We start from the raw sequence: 17770 nt of genomic DNA on the forward strand, positions 1-17770 counted from the left end.
GGTGATATTCAGGAGCCGGGCGTTCAGCTCTTGCCCCGCCGCAACCACCTCAACGCTGTAGGCATCCAGGCGGAAGGTGTAAGGCGCGCCGCCGGTTTCCAGCCATTCGGCCAGATCAACATGGAAGCCCAGAACGGACAGCGCCGTTTTGACAGAGGCGACAGTGCCTTTGCGGCGGTGCATCGCAAGCGAGTGTTTGAGGACCCGGCGCTTGGCCGCCTCATCCCAGGCGGGGTCCCACACATCAACAGAGAACGCCCAGGCCAGCCAGCCCAGCAGTTCGCCGGGGCACAGGTCGGGGTCCATCAGGGTGGCGACGGGCGAAAGATCCGGTTTGGTCTTGCGGATGACCTGTTCCAGGGCAGCTTCAAAGCTGCTGCGGTTGGGCGGGAGAATGGATGGGAAATCAAGCACTGCCATTCCCCTCAATCAAAGTGATATCTTCGGACGGGCAATAGGCGGCCTGGCTTGGGCCGACCTCGATGTCGGCGGCAGGGCTGTGGAGCTGGACCCGGTCCACCCCTTCCACATAAAGCGCCGCATAAATGGCGCCGACCGCAATGTCCTGGCCAAGGTGATGCTGGCGGTCAACATAGGCCTGCAGGTTCGCAGCCGCTGTCTGCAGAACTGCGCCCCGGTCGGGGCCGGTTTTCAGAATCAAAGTGGCGCTGACCTGATAGGGAAGAATACTGGCGCTGCGGATACGCGGCCGGTCTGTCAGCGGGCGGATTTCCTCGCCGTTTAAGGTGGTTTCAACGGCGCTTAAAACCTCTTCAGAAGCCATGCCGTCTCCCGCCTGGTCCAAAACCGTAACAGCCACATCGCCGGGCAGCGGATCAGCAAGACCGGCATCATCCGCGACGGTCAGAACAATGGCGCCAGCGGGAAGCTGGGCCGCCAGTTCAGGGGACAGATCCAGCCGTTCAAACCGGGGTGCTGCTGCGGACACATCCTTGATGCTGCCAGCCGCCGTCAGCGCCCAGTAGATATAAGCGCCGCGCGGCCCGGCGGTGCTGCGGCCTTCCATGGAAAGCTGGATGCGGTGGCGGAAGGCGTCGTCGCTTTCCTTGATTTCAGGAATTGGCGGCGACACGCTGTCGTCAGCCTCCTGAACAACCAGGCGGCCGACGCCCCAGAAGGCGCCCAGGCCATCCAGCGCGCCGCCGGTGGACAAGGCCAGAAGCAAGCCGCGCGCGTCGTCGTTGAATTCCAGCCGGTCCAGCATCCGGTAATAGGCAAAGACCCGGATCAGCTTTGTGACCGGCTCGCTTTCGAGCTGCAGGAACGGGGCCAGCTCCGGCATCAGCGCGGCGGCTTCGGCTTTCATCTCTTCAAACAGCGGCTCAAAGCCAACCGTCCGGATGATTTCCGGCGGCGGCAGCTTGCTGTGGTCAATGGAAGTGAAGCCGCTCATGCGCCCGCGCCTCCGGTGGTGACGGCGGGCAGGTCGATGGTGTTGCCGCCGGTGTCGATCAGCTCCAGCTCCGCGTAGCCCGGCCGGGCGTCAATAACCTGAACCCGGCCCAGGCTGATGCGCGGTTCCCAGAGGGCCAGCGCCTCGGCTGTGGCCTGATAGACGTCAATGAGGGTTTCGCCGTTCAAGGGCTGGTCGATCACGTCAGGCAAGTCGGACCCGTAGTCACGCAGCATGACCAGCGTGCCTTTGGGGGTCGTCAGGATATCAAGGATCGACTGCGCAAGATGCGCGCCGTCCTCGAGCCGCCGCCCGGTATGCCTGTCCATGCCGCTCATTTCTTGGCGGCACCCGCTTTAGCGGCCGCAGGTTTGGCAAGGGCGCTGGCCAGAATGACGTTTTCGTACTTCGCCTGCTCCTTGGTCAGGGAAACCGGTGCGCCTCTGGGCCGCCATTGGCCGGCGGTCCAGCCGTCGGCGGTGGTGACGTAGTCTTCTTTCTTCGGGGTCTTGTCTTCGGCTTTTGCCATTTTCAGTCTCCTGCAAAAACGTTGGATGATCCGGTCGCGGCATGGCCGCAGGATGCGGCGTCGCCCGCCCGGCAAACGGGAATGCCCCCGGCAAACACAGTGCCGCTTCCCTGGGCCATCACCGGCCCGCCATGAACACCGAACCCATGCGGGGCGACGGCAGCGCTGATCACTGCAACCGGGGTGCCGTTGACGGCAACGGTTGGGACCAGAACGCCGGTAATGGTTCCGCCCGCGCTGTCCTGAGAAGTCCGGGAGACGCCGGGCATCAGTTGAGCCTCACATTTGCGCCCTGAAGGATCAGGTCGCCGGTTGCGTGGATGGTGATGTTGCCGCCTGCGAATTCGATGTATGACCCGCCCGCAAAGCTCAGCCGGAAGGTATCGGCGGCGCCGTGCGGCGGGTTGGTGCCGGTCGGGATGGCGCCGAGAATGACGGCCTGGGCCAGATCTCCGGACGGTGCGCCGACCATGACCCATTCGCCGATCTGCAGCGGCCACCAGGAATGGTTTTCTGCGGCGCGCTGCGCCATCCAGGGAATGAGCTGGGTTTCCAGCTCGCCGCCGAAATCAACGCGGGCCTTGCCGCTGGCGGCATCCACCTCAATCACCTTTCCGGTCAGCAGGGTGTTTTCAATGCGGCGGTCGGCTTCGGCAGCTTGCTTACTCATCGCCGCCCCCGATCTGCTCATATTGCGCTAGGTGGTCTTCGCCGATGTACGGCGCCTGGCCGGCATAAAGCTCGACGCCCAGGGTCTGCAGAGCGGGCTGGTGGAAGCTGATCGGCTGGTGCCAGGTCAAAGCCCAAAGGGATACGCCCTTGGACTTCACCTTGGTGGAAACCAGGCAATGCACCTCGGCGTCCCGCGCATCGCCCAGCCCGTTCAGGCCCCAGCGCTGGCCGGGAATAAGGGTCATGAGAACCTGGCAGATGTTGGCCGCGCGCACGTCACGGGGTTTGCCCAGGCCGTCGCGGGTCACAACATAGGCAGCCATTTTCAGCATGAAGGTCGCCGGGGACGCCGCGAAGGTCTTGTCCTGTTTTGCGCCCAGGATCGAGATTTTCACGGCCGGGGACGGCAACCCGTCTTTCTTCAGCTCTTCCAGGGAATATTTTCCCTCGTGCGGCTCGCATTCGCGCAGCTCAGGCAGCAGGGTTTTCACCTGGCCGCAGATGGTCTGGGGCAGCGTGGCCAGCAGTTCGTCAGGCGTGGTCATGATAGTGGTCCTATCGCTTTGCTACTTGAGGACGTCATTGCATCAGATCCTCAAGCCGGGTGGTGACCAGGTCGTGCAGGTCCAGCTCGTCCTCGGCCGACACGCCCAGATAGGGACGGGCGGGCACGCCGCTGCCGGTTTCATCCCCGCCGAAATGCTGGTGGGCGGCATAGACCAGGTTGGACCCGACATGCGCCTCGGTGCCGGTGGAATAGCTGGCGATGCTGTCGCGCAAATCGCCCTCTTCGATCAGCAGCGAATGCACATCGTGATTGCGGGTGTCGTCATAGCTTTCCGACCAGGGCGCCCAGTCGGCACCATCCGGCGCGGTCTTGGTGTCAAACCGGCGGCGGGTGGAGCTTTCCAGGATGGCGCCCGCGTCGTCTGCCAGCTCGGCCATCTGGAAGCCTTCCAGGCGGCTGAGCTTGGCAATGGTCTGGGTGAGGCCTTCGGTTGTGAGGGTTGCCGTTACGCCTGCCATTCTGAGCGTCCTATCACTGCGCTACTTGAGGACATTTGCTCAAAGCCCCCGCATTTTTTCGCGGGTGAATTCGCGTTCCGGACCGCCCGCAAAAACCGGGCGCGGCCGGGCAGGCGGAACCGGCTCGCCGCCTTCTTCAGCGGCGGCCTGGCCGATGTTCAAGGTGGCGGTGCCGCGTGCAATGTCCTTGAGGTGCTTGACCGTGTCGTCATAGCGGTTGCGGTGTTCTTCCGAGAGCACGTCGCGGGACAGCGCCAGGCGGTAAAGCGCGATATCAACGCAGAACTGCACCAGCAGATCCGGGGTTTCGGGCAGCGGCAGCGGAAAGCGCACGCCCAGGTAGCTGTCGATCTCGCCAGAGGCCAGTTTCAGCGCTCGGGTGATTGCGTCCGCATCGGGCACGCCATCGCCGTCCCGGTCGGCCACATAAAGGGCGTCCAGAGAATAGAGCGCAACAATGTCGTCTTGTGTGGCGTAGGCCATGAACGCACCCGTGGTCTGAAGTGAAGATCGTGAATTTCGCCGGGGCCTTCGGGCTATCCATGTGCAGCGCCCCGGTGCCGCAGTGGATCAATGCCCGCCGGATTTCCCGGTTACCCGGCCGCCGGAGCGGTAAAGCCCCCGCCGGTCAGGTTGTCCCAGACGGCGTCGCGCTCGGCCGTGCTGATCTTGCCCAGCTCATCGCCTACGAGACTTTTCAGCGCGTCCAGCTTCGGCTTTCCGTCTTTCTGGAAGTCCTCGGCCGTCAGGGTCTTGATTGCCTCGGCGATGGTTTCCGCCCGCTCTTCCACGGCTTGTTCGTCATCCGGCCCGGCGTCTGTCACGCGCAGCAGCGGTTCGTTTTTCAGCCGCTCCAAATCGGCCTCGGTGAAATCGGAAACCTGGGCGACGGTGCCGGTCTTGGTGAAGTGCCGGCCGCAGCGCCAGAAGCCGCCCGCCCGGACTGATGCAATCTTGATCTTCTTGCTCATCGTTCAGTCTTTCGGTTGTGGGATTGGGTGCGGGGGCGGGAGTTGAACCCGCGGCCTCCAGCTTATGAGACTGGCGAGCTACCTCTGCTCTACCCCGCGCTGGATGACTTAGGCGGCCCAGTCGCTGTCGAGCACTTCGACGGCGTTGTAGTTCGAGTTCGAAGCGCCGCCTTCACCCAGCATGACTTTGACCGTCTTGTTCGCCTGGGACCGCAGCTTCGGTCCGACAACCAGGAGGCTGGGCTTGATGCCAAGCGGCCGGCCATTCATGTCCTTCAGCGAGCGCATCTGTTCGATGGCTGCATCCAGGCCGTCACCATCCAGGGCCGCGTTCGATGCATAGGCCATCTGCCAGAGACCAAAACCGACGTTTGAGCGCGCGTCCGCCCCGTACAGGAATTCCTTGTTGTGGAAGACGTGGTCGGAGGTCTTCGGGTCAACATGGGCGATGAATTCAGGCTTCTTGCGTTCCTGATAAACCATCGGCTTCAGCGGCCGGGTCACGTCCAGCAGATACCACCAGGGATTACCGGCGGCACCGGATGCATCAACGTTCGACGCCACGGTGTCCCCGCCGTTTTCGTCATAAGACGGGTGGTCGGTGTCAAAGAAATACTGACCGTCAAAGCAGGTCTCGGTGGTGCCCTTTGCCAGCAAGCCGAAGGTCAGATCGTCGGGCTGCTGTCCGGCGCTGTGGCCCATCTCCTGAAACAGCGGCGCATAGATGCCGAGGTTGTCGTCCTCGATGTCGTTGCGGTCAACGCCGACCGTAGCCTCGAAATCCTTGTTGGTGATGGAATAGCCGTGGGCTTCCATATCCTTGATGACGCGGGCGCCAACCCATTCCCGCATTTTGGGGAATTTCCCGAGCCAGCCGTAGGTCTCGGATTTTGACGTGGACTGAATGACGGTTGCGACCTTGGTGAAGTCGGCTTCCGGGCGGATCGCGGAATAGGCGTCCTGAAAGTTCTTTTTGAAACCCACCTGAAGGGCGGTAAGCGATGCTGCGGTGACCATCATGACGGGTTACTCCTTCGCCTTTGCTTCGGCGAAATCGGCCTCGCTCATGCCCAGGGCACGGCAAGCCGCCATTTCGTCGTCCGAAAGCGCAGTGGTTGTCTTGGCGGGGTCTTTGGCGTCCAGGCCGGATTTTCCGGCGATGACGGGGCTTGCGTCAATCAACTGGCTGAAGCGTTCCAGTCCGCCTTTTTCGCGGCAAGCGGCGGTGTGGTAGTCGCGGCTGGCCGGAGCGATTTTGCCCGCTTCGACTGCGGCATCCACAGCGGCCGTGATCGCCTCTTCCTGGCGGGTGCTGTCCGCTTTCTCGAAAGTGCGGATACGGTTTTGCGCCAGGTCGAAATCGGCTTTCGGCACAAACTTGGCAGGGTCGGGGCTTTCGGCGCGGTTGCGGGCCTGGGCCTCGTCCGACTTGAGCTTGTTGATCGCGGTCAGAACATCGCTGTCCGACGCGCCTTCCTTCAAGCCCAACGCCTCCAGGGCGTCTTTGTCCATTTTACGTTCCTCCTGTTCACCTTCACGGTTCAGAGCGGTGAGTTGAAAATTCGGCTGATTGGTCAGACCCACAGAAACCATCCGGCTCACTTCCCCGGTGGAGCGGCTGAAATTGAAGACAGGGCTGGAATAGCGGTAGGCGCGGGAGGCCACGGCATCCCGGCCGCTGTCCAGCCAATCCACCTTTGCCCACAGCGCATTGTTGCGGGCTTCCAGGTCGGTCACCCAGCCCACGGCAGGCGCGGGTTCACCCTTGGCGCCTTTTTCCTGGGTGGAATGCTCAAAATCGACGGGCAGCTCGGCGCCGTCTTCGCGGAATGCCTGAACCACGGCTTCCGGGTCCTGCATTTTCCACTTGCGGCCGTCGCGGCCTTCAAGCTCCGGACCCGCCGGGGTGAGCTGCATCCATTCCGGGGCGGTGGCCCCTTCGGAGTTCAGCGCTAGAGCGAGAGTTTGAATGGAATTGGTCTGTGTCATGCCCCGACAATGCAATGGCCGGGTCGTGCAATCATGCCCGTCAATTGTCGGGGGCAATCACGCTCGCATTAGTGTGCCGGAAAAGGGGGGCGAAAAACGGCCCCTACAGCGCCTTTTCCCTCAAAACGCTACCGTGGGCCGGAAATTTCCACAAGAGCCGCTGTGACCCCTTTAACCCCCCTTTAAAAATGATCCTCGCATGGCGGGGGCGGTGCGATTGACGGCCCGATGCGCGAATTCCCGGCAACAGTTGAAATTTTCAGCCCAAAGGCCTATTTCTGGTCTGCGCTTGAGCCATTCGCTCGACCGGACCATTCTTCTGGAATGGGATCGACAAGGGGTTGCGACCTTGCAAGCGCAGATCACTTTCCCGCCGCTGCCGATTTCAACAGCCGTTCCGCATAGCGGCGCACTGGTCTGTAGAATGTGCTGAGGTAAATCTCGCGCCCGTCCTGGGTCGCCTTGAATGCAGCCAGCCAATATTCCCCGTCGATTTCTTCCAGGACCGAGAGGCTCTTTGGGTTATCCCGCTGCACGACGGTTCCCCGGTTCAGCACACGTTCCAAATCGGCAAACCGCTCAATCACCGCCTCGGGGTGTTTCTGCCGCCCTTTGCCTGCATTGTAGTCGGAATAGCTGACAACGCGGGTGCGGGCGCTGATGGCGTCGGCCAGTTCCTGCGGCAGCACCGCAACCGTCGCGGACCCCGTCGCGGAGCCGTCATGGATACGCCGGACACGCCAGCTTGTGGCCGTGTCGCGGGCGGCGGCATGGGCGATGGCCGGGTCGGCGCCGTCCAGCTTGCCTTGCAGAAACTCCGCCATCCTGCGCTGGCGAAACTGGCCGGGATTGCTTTCCCAGCCCGGATCTATGCCCGAGGGGATGGTTTTGATTTCGCCGGTCCGGGTGTTGAACACCTCCCGCATCGGGGTTTCCGGGCTTTCGCCGATGCCGATTTCACCCGCTTCGCGCCGGGTGATCTGGCGCACATGGCATTTGCAGCCCCAGCCGTTCGGCGGATACCAAGTCTGCCAGAACGGATCGTCAACCGGCAGGACCAGCCCGTTCTTGGCCTCATGGGTCAGGCGGTGCCGTTGGCTGGGGCCGAGCAGATAGACCAGGTAGGGCAGGGCGCGCTTGCTGCGCTGGATGCGGTCCCATTGGCCGGCGGCGCGGGCAGAGCGCAGATTGGCGCGGTAAATGGTTTTCAGGCGGCGGGGGGAGCCAAGCCGCACCTTGCGCACTTCGCCGGTTATGGGATCGACCTGCTCCTTCACGCCCCACCAACCCATGCGGCGCAGGCGCGGCTCCAAGTTCTTCTGGAACTGCTCAAATGGCACGCCGTCGTCTATGGCTTTCTGCAGCTCGTCCCGGATCGTTTGAAGCACATCAACCTGCATGGCCTTGGCAACAGTGAAGCTGACAGCGTGCTCCTGCGGCTCCACATCTTCAAAGCTGAAGCTCGGCTGCAGGCTCTTGTTGCGGAAGAAATCCGAGACTTCGGGCGGCGCGCCGGGATTGAAGCTGTATCCCGGCTTGTCGCTGAATTCAGGCATCACCCGCATCCCCCAGGGCGCGGGCCTTCACGGCGGATTTGACCAGGCTGTCCACCAGCGGTTTGACGTCCATTTTCGGGAAAGCATCGGCCAGGCTTTCCAGCGCCTCCTCGTAGCTGGTGGCGGTTTCCAGGACTTCAATCACCGGCCCCAGCATCGGCCCCATGATATCTTCCCAGTCACCAGCCAGCTCGCCTTCCAGATCGTCCAGAGGCTTGTACGGGTCAGGGGAAGCCTTCGGCGCCGCAAGCGGGAGTTCCGCACGGTTCTTGGCTGTCTCCTGTCTTGTTTCAGGCTTCGGCTTTGCCGCACCCAGGATTTCGTCTTCTTTGTCCGGCTCGCTGTATCCGAGTTTGGAACGCGCCTCGGACTGTTTGATCCTCATGCCCCGGTCCACCATTTCGGCGGTGTGGCGCATGATCATGTCAATGTCTTCAGCCTCTTCAATGATGATTTTCAGCTTCGGATAGCGCGGCTGCACCCCGTAATTCAGATCAACATAGGGTTTGACCAGGTCACGCATCAGCGTCTTTGTCACTGACCGCGCATCGGCCTTGGCGACATCGTGGCGCACCTCATTATGCACCTCCGCCTGCGCCATGGACGAGCCGTTGTCCGTGCTCATGGTCTGGCCCAGCACCGCTTTGGAGGTCTGCTCATCGGTCCAGCGCGCCAGGTTCTCAAAGACCTTGTCGCCGCTCGCTGCCTGCGACCCGCCTTCAAAATCGATCCGCATGTTTTCCGGGAGAACGGCGGCGGCATCAGTGCCGATGTTGGCCACAGCCCGGAACAGGGTTTCGACGTCTTCTTTGGTGGCGCTGGGGCCATAGCGGCCGAGGCGCAGCGGCAGGCCGTAGGTTTCTATGAAAGCCACCCAATCCTTGACGGTGTAGCTCTTGCAGATCCAGCCGAAGGCGACCAGGCGCGCCAGGCCGCCCCGGATCGGAAGACCGGATTTCAGTTTGGCCTTGTGGGAAATCCATTTGAACGGCTCAAGCGCGACGCCGTCGACCAGGTTGTCTTCATCCAGCAAGCGGACTTCCTGGCCGGTGTCGCGGTCAAAAGTGAAAAAGCGCGGATCCCGGTGAATGAACTGTTCAATCCACCAGCTTTTCTTGCTGCGGCCCCAGTCCAGCTCTACCTGCGAAAAGCCTTTACCCAGGGCATCCAGTATATCTTCCACCAGGTCTGAAAAGCCGTCATGGCCCGCAATGTTCTCCTGTAGGTCCTGGGCAATCTTCTTGTCCTGGGCGCTGTCTGAAGCCGGTTCGACAACTGGCTCGACGCCGGAAATTGCACGCTTGCGGATGCCAAGCACGGACCCGTAGTGCTGGTCCCGTTCCTCCATTTCTTCTGCAAGCACCAGGTAGTCATGAATGTTGCCTTCCGCCGCTGACATAAGCACCGACGCCAGGCGCGACGGCGTCATGCCTGAAGCAACAGTCGGCGCCCAGGCATTGCGGATTGAGGTCAGGCCAGGCTCTGCCGCGCGTTCTGTGAGCTGTTGAGAACGGACCGGCCGCTCCAGGTGATCCAGCAACTGGTAAGCCATTACCAAGCTCCCTTTCTGGCCCGAAAGCCTGCAGTGATGTTGACTGGCCGCTGCACGTCCTGGCCACCGCCGGGCGGCACCGGACGGTAGGAGTAGGGCTGATAGTCGGTTTCGGCGGCTTTGGAGGCCATGGCGGCAGCCCAGAAGCGGTCGGCGTGCCCATCGGTGTCAGTGTCGGCCACCAGGCGGCGAAGTCCTGTGGGACCGGTGACCGACTTGATGGAATGCAGATCGGCGCGCAGGCGCGGGTCGCCTTCAGGCAGCAGTTTGTTGCGGTCCTGCAGCCGCTCTTTCAGGCTGGTTGCCAGATCCAGCTTGGCGGCAGAGGTGAACAGGATGCCTTCCACCCGGTCTTCGCCGTGGTTGCGCTTGGCGTCCTCAACCGGCTTTTCGCCCATGCCGGTCTGGTCCATGCAGCAGCGGGCCACCCGGTAGCGGCGGAACACATCTGCCAGCAGCTCGTCCTGGCGGGCAAAGCTGATCCGCTTTTCTGCGATGATTTCGCGGGTGATCAACTGACCGTCGACCAGCTCGTCTACCCAGATCACAAACAGGTCGTTCCGGGCCGCGATATCAACGCCGACGTAGCAAAGCCCGCCGGTATAAAGCGCAGAGTTGCCCGCGCGCGGATCTTCGCAGGACGAAATCAGGTCATAATCCAGCCAGGCGCTGGCGCCGTCCAGCCACTTCAGCTCGTATTCCTGCGCCCAGGCGTCCTCGTCGCCCATGCCGGCGCGCAGCTCGTCAACATCACGCGGGCAGCCTTGGGCCACAGCGTCATAGATATCGACGTGATGGCGTGACCAGGTGCTGTCCTCCCCGGTCATCAGCTCGTAAAACTTGTTTCCCTTGCCATTGGGCGTCGAGATTACCCGGAGTTTCTGGCCGCCTTTTGAGATCACCGGGAAAAGGGCTGACCAGATGGCGCGGCTGTTCTGGTGAAAAGCGAATTCATCCAGCACCACATTGGCGGAGAAGCCGCGCGCGGTGTCCGGATTGGCGGGCAGGGCGGTGACCCTGCTGCCGCCCGGAAACTTGACCTCAAGGGCCTTGTAGACTGCATCGGCGCCCTTGGGCTGGGGCGCCCGGAATTCGCTTTCCGAGTACTCAGGCCTGCCGCCTTTCAGCAGGGTGTTAAAGGCGGCATAAAACGCCTTTGTAATCGGCTTGATGGCCTCGTCCATCGCCTCGGCTGCCTGCCGCTCGCCACGTGACAGGATCACCCAGCGCGCCTTGCGGCCTTCGATCTCGGCCATGATGCAATCGTCCACCAGCTCGCCGCAGGTGGTGAAGGTCTTGCCGGTCTGGCGGCTGAACATGCCGATCTTGAAACGGCTGTCATCCTGAAGCCAGCGCTTCTGATACGGGTAGAAGTTGATAACGGGGCTAGTCATCAGGCAAAGCCCAGGACTTCGCGGGCAGCGGCAGCGGCCTCGGCTTTCGCATCCCCTTTGGCAACCGCCTCATCCAGCTTGCGCGCCATCTCATTGCGCACCGACTGGGCGATTTCATCGCGCAGCGAGGTGCTGCGGATCAGGTTGTTCAAGGCCGTGGTCAGGTCTTTCATGCCGCGCGGATCAGGCAGGTTTTTCGGGTCCGCCATAGCCATCTGCAGCCGCCATTGAATGGTGGTGAGCTGCTGGAACAGCGCGGACGTGACGTCCACCTCATCTTTCAGGCTGGCTTCCTCCAAGAAGGTCCGGATTTCGTCCTGGGCCTGCTCTTGCGCCTTGGCGTACTGCTGGAATTCCTGCCCCCAAGCATGAATGGCAGACTTGCCGATGCGGAGTTCCAGGCCTTCGTCTTCCAGCCGGAAGTTAAGGGCGTCTGCCAGCTCTTCATAACCGGAAAAGCCGCGGTCCTTCAGCTCCTCCTGAAGCCAGCGGCGCAGCTCGGACGGCAGCAGGTCGATCTTGCGGGGCGGGGGCACTGATTATGCCCCCGGCCGGGGACGCTGGACGCCCGGATTGCGGGCTTTTCCCAGGGCCACATCAACGCCCCGGCTGGTGGCCGTGGCCACGCGGAACGAGCCGTTGTCTTTATAGGTGACGAGACCTTGCTCTTGCAGCCAGTCGAGTTCGCCCATGATCTGGTCGCGGCTGGTGGTTACACCATAGTCATTGCAGACGTGTTCCATGATCGACGCGTTCGACGTGTATTCCGGGCTGTCAGCCAGGAATTTCAGGATGGTGAGGCGGCGGTGTTGGGAAAGGGTTTCAGCGTAGCTCATTTGTTGTTCCCTGAAAGTAGATAGTCCTCAAGCCGGGTCTGCACGTTGGCAAAGCGTTTCAGGACGTCGCCCTGTGCGGTCATATGCACCCCGATTGCCTTCAGCTCACCGGATACATCGCTCATGGCGAGTTCCAGGCGGTGCATGTCCTCTTTGCCCGGCATGGCATCGACGGTTTGTTTCAGCGCCTGAATTTGCAGGTCATGTTCGTCCATTCGTTTTGAACCGACTGCAAAGCGCGCGTCGTTGCCTTTCGAGCGGTTGGCAAAGAAGGCGTAGACAATTGCGCCGATGGACAGAACAAAACTGCCCAGCTTTAGCGCTGTATCCAGATCCAGCGTCACTTGCCGCCACCCTCCCGCCAGGCAGACACGGCCGGGTTCGCTGACGGCTCGGCTGCGCTTTCAGCAAGGGCGGTGTCAGTGCCGGTATCTGCGGCGCCGGGACTGTCATGGCGCAAGGCCCGGATACGGCTGATACCTTCCAGGACCTGCGGCACCATCGCCGTGCTGTCGGCAAGCGCCTTGCGGAAGTCCTGGGCTTTCACCTGAAAGCGGCCGCCAAAATAAAATGCCACAATCGTGCCCGCCAGCCACCAAAGCGGATCCGGCACCAGGGCCAGGCCCTGCATCCGTTCTGCAAACCACAGCGGGTCAAACATGGCCGATGCAAACAGCGCCAAAGTGGCCACAACCATCAGCGGGCGGGGCAGGCGGTTCAGCCCGTCCATAAAGCGGTCAAAACAACCTTGCCGGGCCGCCTGAAACTCCGCCGCATACTGCCCCAGGGCAGCCTGCGCATAATCGGCTCGCCGCTGTGCGCCAGCTTCTGAGTTCTCCCGGAATACCCCGGCTGTCTCAGCAATCACATTGCGGCCGCCGCCGAAAATCCATTTCAAAAATTGCATTGTGCTATCTCCCCAGCCGCAGCCAAACCTGATCCATCAAAAGCGAAAACCGCCAATCAAAAGGCGCAATCACTGCCATGCCGCGACCCGCTGCCGGAACTCCGCATCGCTCATGTGAAAACGCGGACTGACGAACTCTTCCGCCCGCTTGATCCACCCGCCTTTGCCGCCTGCGCGGGTGCGGGCGTATTTGCGGGACGCAGGGCGGCGGTCTGCCAGGCGGAAGTAATAGTTGCGCCGGGCGATGCCGTAAGCGTCCGCCAGATAGTCCCCGGCATTGGCCCAGGCCCGCATTGCGGATTGTGCCGTCTGGGGACCAAGCGCGCCGTCAACGGTGACAGGCTCCTGAAACTCGGCCAGCAGCCGCTGCAGGATCTTCACTGCGTTGCCGCCCGCATTGACGTACATGTCAAAAACAGTGGCCTGCAGCGCGTCCGGCAGCAGGTTGATCCGGGGTTTGTGGAAATAGTGCTGGATGAAGATACCGACGGCCTGGGCGCGGGTGAGCTGGCGCACATCAGCCGTGTCCACATCGCCGTCGCGGTCCAGGTCCAGCCCCAGGCGGCGCATCGTGTGGATGGTCACGCCGAAGTTCGTGGCCCCGCCCGGATCGTCCGGATCGTTCACATAGCCGCCTTCGCGCGCGACAATGTCTTCGGCAATTTGCTGAACTGATTTCATGGCCAGGTCCCGTCTGTTTGAGACGAAACTAAGCGCTGGCCGCTGCCATGGCCGCCCCGGCAAGTGTCGGGGGCAACAGGGTTTTAGAGGAAAAGATCGCGCTGCATAGGCTGATCAGGGTCCCGCAAGGATGCGGCTACACGTTCCACAGTACGCTGGGTCACGTCAACCTTGGCGGCTATGTCGGAATGGCTCATGCCCTGGTCCAGCAGCATTGCAATGCGCTGGCGGCGGCCGGTCTGCCCGCCGAAACTGCCGGCAGGCACCGGCAATTCCCCATGCCCCAGAAGTTTGGACAGAAGGCAGGCATTTTCCCAGCCGACCAGTTTTGCCAGGGCCGTCTCGGAATCGGGGTTCTTGGGAATGTAAACGCGCCTTCCGCCCTTTGCCTCTGCCAGGCGCACTGCCACTTCCACGCTGATTTCATCAGCGATGTAAGCCAGCACGCCGGGAAGATATGGGCGGAATTCATGGGGCATTCTAGCGCTGATGCTCTTCCCAGGCGAAGTCGATATCCGCCCGCTTGCCCCAGCTTTTCAGGGCCTGAATAACCTGGTCGATCTGATCATGCTGGCGCAGCATATCCACGTCGGCGGGAACCGATTGCCAGGTGTTTTCAAACCGGGCACGGATGAACTTGTTCAGGCCCTTGCGGCTGGGGTCGCGCAACTCCCCGGCAGCGCCCAGCTCCCGCCACAGAACATGCACCAGGCGCAGATCCGCGCGGGGCGCCAATTTGTGCTTTTTGCCGCCGCTGCTGGCCTTGAAGCCATCCGATTTAAGGCGCCTTAAAACGCTGTTCAGTTCTGCCTCATTCATGTCTTTCATGGAGGCTTTGCCGGTGACGGCAAGCTGCAGATCGCGGCGGCCGTCACTGTCCAGGCCCAGCTCGCGGCAGCCGACGTGGATCTTCTGCTGAAGCGCGCGGGTCATCAGGAACCCTCGCTCAGCGCGGCCGCAACCGGGTGGCTTGCAGCTTCGTCGGCTTTCATGCGCTGCAGTGCTTCGTCCATTTCTTCGCGCACAATGGCGTCAAAGCGTTCGGGGGAAATGCGGGAGACCTCCGCCCCCTGTTTCAGCAGCGCCACCGCGCTTCCCAGCACACGATTGGCCCAGCGTTTTTTCTGCGCATAAACGCGGAAGCTGCGCCGGGCTGCATCGCGGATTTCGTCTTCGGTCATTGCCATGTCTCGGGTCCAATTCTTCAGGATTGGTCTTCGGTTTCAGCGGCGGCCGGGGGCATCAGCCAGTGGATTTCAAAGCCATCTGCTTCCATGTCACGGGCCTGATCCATCGGCAGCTCACAGCTCCATGTGCTTTCGCCCGCCTTCTGGTGAACGGCTGCGGCGATGGGCGGCTGGGAAACATCGGCGTATTTTGCGGGTGTCTGGGGGCCGAATTCGGGCATAACTGTCTCCTGATCTGCATTTGGGGAACTTGGCGGGAGTGGGACGGGCCTAGGCTTTGGCCAGGTCGATGGCGATGTACTGCCAGGGGGCATCAACGCTCATGCGGCGGTAGCAGCGCGTATAAGACGCCGTGCCGACAACCCGCATCGCCATACGGATGGCTTTCATGGCCTGCTGCCAGCGCTCGTCGGCGATATCCTGGCGCAGCAGCATGAAAATCTCAGAGCGGTTGATTTGCCCCGTTTTGTCGGTGTTGAACGCGCGGGTTACGATGGAGCGGAGTTCCGGGCCTGCGTCAGCGGCCCACTCATTCAGGCATTCGTCCAGCAGTTGCTTTGCAATCTGAAGTTCGGGCCCGAAGTCGATCCGGTCAGCGACTGAAACCGTGACCTTATACAGGCTGTCATGGGACAGCAGGGTCATATTGCCTTTTTTGCCGCCAAGCTTGGCGCCGTATTCCTGCGCCAGAAGTTCTTCCAGAGCGAGAATGTCCTTATTGGTGTGGGCTTTGAAGCGCGCAATTTGCTCCTGCAGCGGCAAGGCGTAGCTGACGATCTTGCGGACGGTTTCATCCATCAGCAGATCTTGAGCGTTTATCGTCTCAATCGGGTCCAAACCGCCTTTGGCGTTGGCCATATAAGTGTTGCCATTGGCGACAACCCGGCCATCAGGAATAGGGGCGGGACTGAACTGGCTGGTGCGGGGTGTTTCGGGGGTCGGTTCGGTCATAAGTGCAGGCTTTCAGTGAGGGCGGGGAAGTCAGGCGCCTGTCGGGTCCAGGCGGTCGGCAATGCGGCGAAGGAAAATCCCAAGCCGGGTTTTGAAGGAAAGCCGCGCTTTCATTCTTCTGTTTCCTTGTTGAACTTGGAGCAGGCGCGGCAGGCGCGTATCATCCGGACCCGGAACGGGCTGGAATGTGTCCATTTTTCCGCACGGCGGCGGTGGGCCAGGCAGGCCGCACTGGGGATCTCGGTTTTCAGGGCCGGGCAAAGGACCGGGGCACTCATGAAGACGTCTCGCACAGCAGCCTCAATCCGGCTCAAGTTGCCGCCGTAACGATTCCGGTAGGCCTGGCTGACAACTGCGGCGCTGAGGCCGAGCTTACCGGCGACCGAATTCTGCGAAGACTGGTCGCATTCCCGGATCAGGACTTCCACCCAATCCGGCAGAACGTCACCCCAGCCATCCTTGGCAAGTATCAAGCGGTCGCTCATCACAGCCGCCCTCCCGGTGCATAGACAATCTTGTCGTCGTTGGTGTCGATGATGACGGTCATGCTGCGTTTCTGCGGCGGCAGCGGGCCGGTGTTCTTCATCAGGAACAGCGGTGTGTCAGCCATCAGGTTCCGGGTGCGGGCGGCAGTACGAAGATAACCGGCGCGGCGCAAAATCCGGCAGTATTCCACTATGAACCGCTGAGGAATATCCGGACGGGCCGGGGCCAGCGCGGCAAAGATATCAACCGGCCTGAACCGTTTCTGGTGGCGGATTGCAGTCCAGACGGCGCCTTCTTTGGTGCCGCGCTTGCCTTTGGCGTCTTCGCGGGCCTCTTCCGGCGACTTCACCGAGAAGAACACCTTGCCCTTGCTGCGGCCCCAAACCCGCATCACGCCGGTCTGCTTCAGGCGGCTGAGAAACCGCGTCCGGATGGTTTCCGATGCGCAGATGGTTTCAACATCCGCGTTGGTGAAGTAAGGCCGCTCGGAAATGTATTTCCAGATCTGCTGTTCTTCCAGGCTGCGCGGTTCAGCCGACGGAAGCTCAATATCCGCACCGGTCTCGCGCATCTTGTTCAGCAGCTGGTCCAGGCGGTTGCGGGACCAGGCTGTGTCCAACTCATGCCCGTTTGCCGCCGCCATAATTTCCTTGGCTTCCTCAACGCCCCACACGGTGAAGAACTTGGTGGTGCCTTCATTGCCGCATTCGGTGACAACGCCCTGGCGCTGCAAGGCGCGCAGGTAATTCTGCCGGGTCCAATCGCCTGCCTCGCAGTAGGTGGCAACGTCATGGTGGGTAAACCGCAGTCGGGTCTGGATGAACTCCAGGATCTCTTTTTCGGCGGCGTTGCGGGTGGCGATTTGGCTCATTTCAGCCCCCTGCGCGGGCTGGGCGCATCCTTGCGGCGGAATTCAATACCGCCCCAGTCCTGCAGCGTCATGCTGGTCTGACCGAGTTTGTTTGCCTCGCCTTTGACCTGGGCAAGATCAGTCACCATGCGCCGCACGTTGCCGGTGTTGCGGTCCAGAATGGCGTCCAGCAGATCCTCAGAAACGTCTACGCCTTCAGCATAAACGCTTGCCAGCAGGCCAGCGTCTTTCAGGGTGGCCGGCTGCGCGGCGACCCAGGACATAACCCGGCTGTCAATGAGTTCATATTTCCGGAGCATCTGCGGGAATTCTTCCATGCCAATCATGACAACCGGCGTGTCCGAGCCGTCATGCAAATCCCGGATCAGCTCAATCACGCCGCGCCGGAAGGCATAATCCGCTTCATCGACAATCAGCGTGCGGCCATCCAGCGCCAGTTCTTCGCAGGCCTGCAGAACCATATCAGGTACCACCCGCTTGGGCGCCACGCCCAGCTCGTTCAGCAGCCGTTCCAAAAAGGTCTTTTTGGTCCAATCGCCCTGCATGGAAATGTGGATGACGTCAAAGGCAGAGGCGCAGAAGATGGCGCCAAAAGTCTTGCCGTAGCCGGGGTAGCCGTAAAACACCCCCAAACCTGGCATTCCAAAGGTCCGGTTCTGCAGCTCGGTTACCAGCGCTGCCATCGTCGCCACGTTGGTCAACGGCTGTACGCTATTGCCGATTTCCAAGGTCTGTGTCATGCTCGCTC

Annotated in this window: 28 protein-coding genes and 1 tRNA gene; all 29 read right to left on the reverse strand. The window is 61.6% G+C overall.

From position 1 onward, the window contains the following. On the reverse strand, positions 1-414 hold a 414-nt coding region (locus L1069_RS18580), incomplete at its 3' end, for a phage tail protein I (protein ID WP_237456653.1). Then, on the reverse strand, positions 407-1414 hold the full coding sequence (locus tag L1069_RS18585) for a baseplate J/gp47 family protein (RefSeq protein ID WP_237456654.1): 1008 nt from the start codon (positions 1412-1414) through the stop codon (positions 407-409). The genes L1069_RS18585 and L1069_RS18580, both read right to left, overlap by 8 nt. Further along, a complete protein-coding gene (locus L1069_RS18590; protein WP_237456655.1) occupies positions 1411-1743 on the reverse strand; it encodes a GPW/gp25 family protein in 333 nt (110 codons plus the stop codon). The genes L1069_RS18585 and L1069_RS18590 overlap by 4 nt, the downstream gene beginning before the upstream one ends. Positions 1744-1748: 5 nt before the next feature. Continuing rightward, positions 1749-1943 (reverse strand): hypothetical protein, encoded by a 195-nt coding sequence (locus L1069_RS18595; protein WP_237456656.1) that lies wholly within the window; start codon positions 1941-1943, stop codon positions 1749-1751. 2 nt (positions 1944-1945) lie between these two features. Further along, a complete protein-coding gene (locus L1069_RS18600) occupies positions 1946-2212 on the reverse strand; it encodes a PAAR domain-containing protein (protein ID WP_237456657.1) in 267 nt (88 codons plus the stop codon). After that, entirely contained in the window at positions 2212-2613 is a 402-nt protein-coding gene (locus tag L1069_RS18605) for a phage baseplate assembly protein V (protein WP_237456658.1), read from the reverse strand. The genes L1069_RS18600 and L1069_RS18605 overlap by 1 nt, the downstream gene beginning before the upstream one ends. Then, entirely contained in the window at positions 2606-3160 is a 555-nt protein-coding gene (locus L1069_RS18610) for a hypothetical protein (protein ID WP_237456659.1), read from the reverse strand. The genes L1069_RS18605 and L1069_RS18610 overlap by 8 nt, the downstream gene beginning before the upstream one ends. A 34-nt stretch (positions 3161-3194) precedes the next feature. Then, positions 3195-3641: a phage virion morphogenesis protein gene (locus L1069_RS18615; protein WP_237456660.1), complete on the reverse strand. Its 447-nt coding sequence runs from the start codon at positions 3639-3641 to the stop codon at positions 3195-3197. A gap of 39 nt (positions 3642-3680) precedes the next feature. Beyond that, positions 3681-4124, reverse strand: coding sequence for a DUF1320 domain-containing protein (locus L1069_RS18620; protein ID WP_237456661.1), 444 nt, complete (start codon positions 4122-4124; stop codon positions 3681-3683). Positions 4125-4234: 110 nt separating this feature from the next. After that, on the reverse strand, positions 4235-4612 hold the full coding sequence (locus L1069_RS18625) for a hypothetical protein (protein ID WP_237456662.1): 378 nt from the start codon (positions 4610-4612) through the stop codon (positions 4235-4237). 24 nt (positions 4613-4636) lie between these two features. Further along, positions 4637-4711: transfer RNA gene (locus L1069_RS18630), tRNA-Met, on the reverse strand. A 9-nt stretch (positions 4712-4720) separates the two neighbouring features. Further along, positions 4721-5632, reverse strand: coding sequence for a Mu-like prophage major head subunit gpT family protein (locus L1069_RS18635; protein ID WP_237456663.1), 912 nt, complete (start codon positions 5630-5632; stop codon positions 4721-4723). A 6-nt stretch (positions 5633-5638) separates the two neighbouring features. Next, positions 5639-6601, reverse strand: a complete 963-nt coding sequence (locus tag L1069_RS18640; protein WP_237456664.1) for a phage protease — start codon at positions 6599-6601, stop codon at positions 5639-5641. 362 nt (positions 6602-6963) lie between these two features. After that, entirely contained in the window at positions 6964-8157 is a 1194-nt protein-coding gene (locus L1069_RS18645; protein WP_237456665.1) for a phage minor head protein, read from the reverse strand. Next, positions 8150-9709 carry a DUF935 domain-containing protein gene (locus L1069_RS18650; protein ID WP_237456666.1) on the reverse strand — a complete coding sequence of 520 codons (1560 nt, stop codon included), beginning with the start codon at positions 9707-9709 and terminating at the stop codon, positions 8150-8152. Before L1069_RS18650 ends, L1069_RS18645 begins: the two co-directional genes overlap by 8 nt. Further along, positions 9709-11103, reverse strand: coding sequence for a terminase family protein (locus L1069_RS18655; RefSeq protein WP_237456667.1), 1395 nt, complete (start codon positions 11101-11103; stop codon positions 9709-9711). Before L1069_RS18655 ends, L1069_RS18650 begins: the two co-directional genes overlap by 1 nt. Next, positions 11103-11639 (reverse strand): phage protein Gp27 family protein, encoded by a 537-nt coding sequence (locus L1069_RS18660; RefSeq protein ID WP_237456668.1) that lies wholly within the window; start codon positions 11637-11639, stop codon positions 11103-11105. The genes L1069_RS18655 and L1069_RS18660 overlap by 1 nt, the downstream gene beginning before the upstream one ends. Positions 11640-11642: 3 nt before the next feature. Next, complete coding sequence (locus tag L1069_RS18665) at positions 11643-11939, reverse strand: hypothetical protein (protein ID WP_237456669.1); 297 nt, start codon at positions 11937-11939, stop codon at positions 11643-11645. Continuing rightward, a complete protein-coding gene (locus L1069_RS18670; RefSeq protein ID WP_237456670.1) occupies positions 11936-12283 on the reverse strand; it encodes a DUF2730 family protein in 348 nt (115 codons plus the stop codon). The genes L1069_RS18665 and L1069_RS18670 overlap by 4 nt, the downstream gene beginning before the upstream one ends. Beyond that, entirely contained in the window at positions 12280-12846 is a 567-nt protein-coding gene (locus tag L1069_RS18675) for a holin family protein (protein ID WP_237456671.1), read from the reverse strand. Before L1069_RS18675 ends, L1069_RS18670 begins: the two co-directional genes overlap by 4 nt. 69 nt (positions 12847-12915) lie before the next feature. Then, positions 12916-13527, reverse strand: a complete 612-nt coding sequence (locus tag L1069_RS18680; RefSeq protein ID WP_237456672.1) for a holin-associated N-acetylmuramidase — start codon at positions 13525-13527, stop codon at positions 12916-12918. Positions 13528-13610: 83 nt separating this feature from the next. Continuing rightward, the gene (locus tag L1069_RS18685; protein ID WP_237456673.1) at positions 13611-14006 is read right to left on the reverse strand and encodes a helix-turn-helix domain-containing protein; all 396 of its coding nucleotides are present in this window, start codon (positions 14004-14006) and stop codon (positions 13611-13613) included. A 1-nt stretch (position 14007) separates the two neighbouring features. After that, positions 14008-14460 carry a regulatory protein GemA gene (locus L1069_RS18690; protein WP_237456674.1) on the reverse strand — a complete coding sequence of 151 codons (453 nt, stop codon included), beginning with the start codon at positions 14458-14460 and terminating at the stop codon, positions 14008-14010. Beyond that, positions 14460-14714, reverse strand: a complete 255-nt coding sequence (locus tag L1069_RS18695; protein ID WP_129370526.1) for a hypothetical protein — start codon at positions 14712-14714, stop codon at positions 14460-14462. Before L1069_RS18695 ends, L1069_RS18690 begins: the two co-directional genes overlap by 1 nt. Positions 14715-14731: 17 nt before the next feature. Further along, complete coding sequence (locus L1069_RS18700) at positions 14732-14935, reverse strand: hypothetical protein (protein ID WP_237456675.1); 204 nt, start codon at positions 14933-14935, stop codon at positions 14732-14734. Positions 14936-14984: 49 nt separating this feature from the next. Further along, positions 14985-15665: a DUF3164 family protein gene (locus L1069_RS18705; RefSeq protein WP_237456676.1), complete on the reverse strand. Its 681-nt coding sequence runs from the start codon at positions 15663-15665 to the stop codon at positions 14985-14987. A gap of 110 nt (positions 15666-15775) precedes the next feature. Further along, complete coding sequence (locus L1069_RS18710) at positions 15776-16150, reverse strand: hypothetical protein (RefSeq protein WP_237456677.1); 375 nt, start codon at positions 16148-16150, stop codon at positions 15776-15778. Further along, positions 16150-17022 carry a hypothetical protein gene (locus L1069_RS18715; protein ID WP_237456678.1) on the reverse strand — a complete coding sequence of 291 codons (873 nt, stop codon included), beginning with the start codon at positions 17020-17022 and terminating at the stop codon, positions 16150-16152. Before L1069_RS18715 ends, L1069_RS18710 begins: the two co-directional genes overlap by 1 nt. Next, complete coding sequence (locus L1069_RS18720) at positions 17019-17762, reverse strand: ATP-binding protein (protein ID WP_237456679.1); 744 nt, start codon at positions 17760-17762, stop codon at positions 17019-17021. The genes L1069_RS18715 and L1069_RS18720 overlap by 4 nt, the downstream gene beginning before the upstream one ends. Between the last annotated feature and the right edge of the window lie 8 nt (positions 17763-17770).

This window comes from Leisingera sp. MMG026, assembly GCF_021654205.1.
Taxonomy (GTDB): domain Bacteria; phylum Pseudomonadota; class Alphaproteobacteria; order Rhodobacterales; family Rhodobacteraceae; genus Leisingera.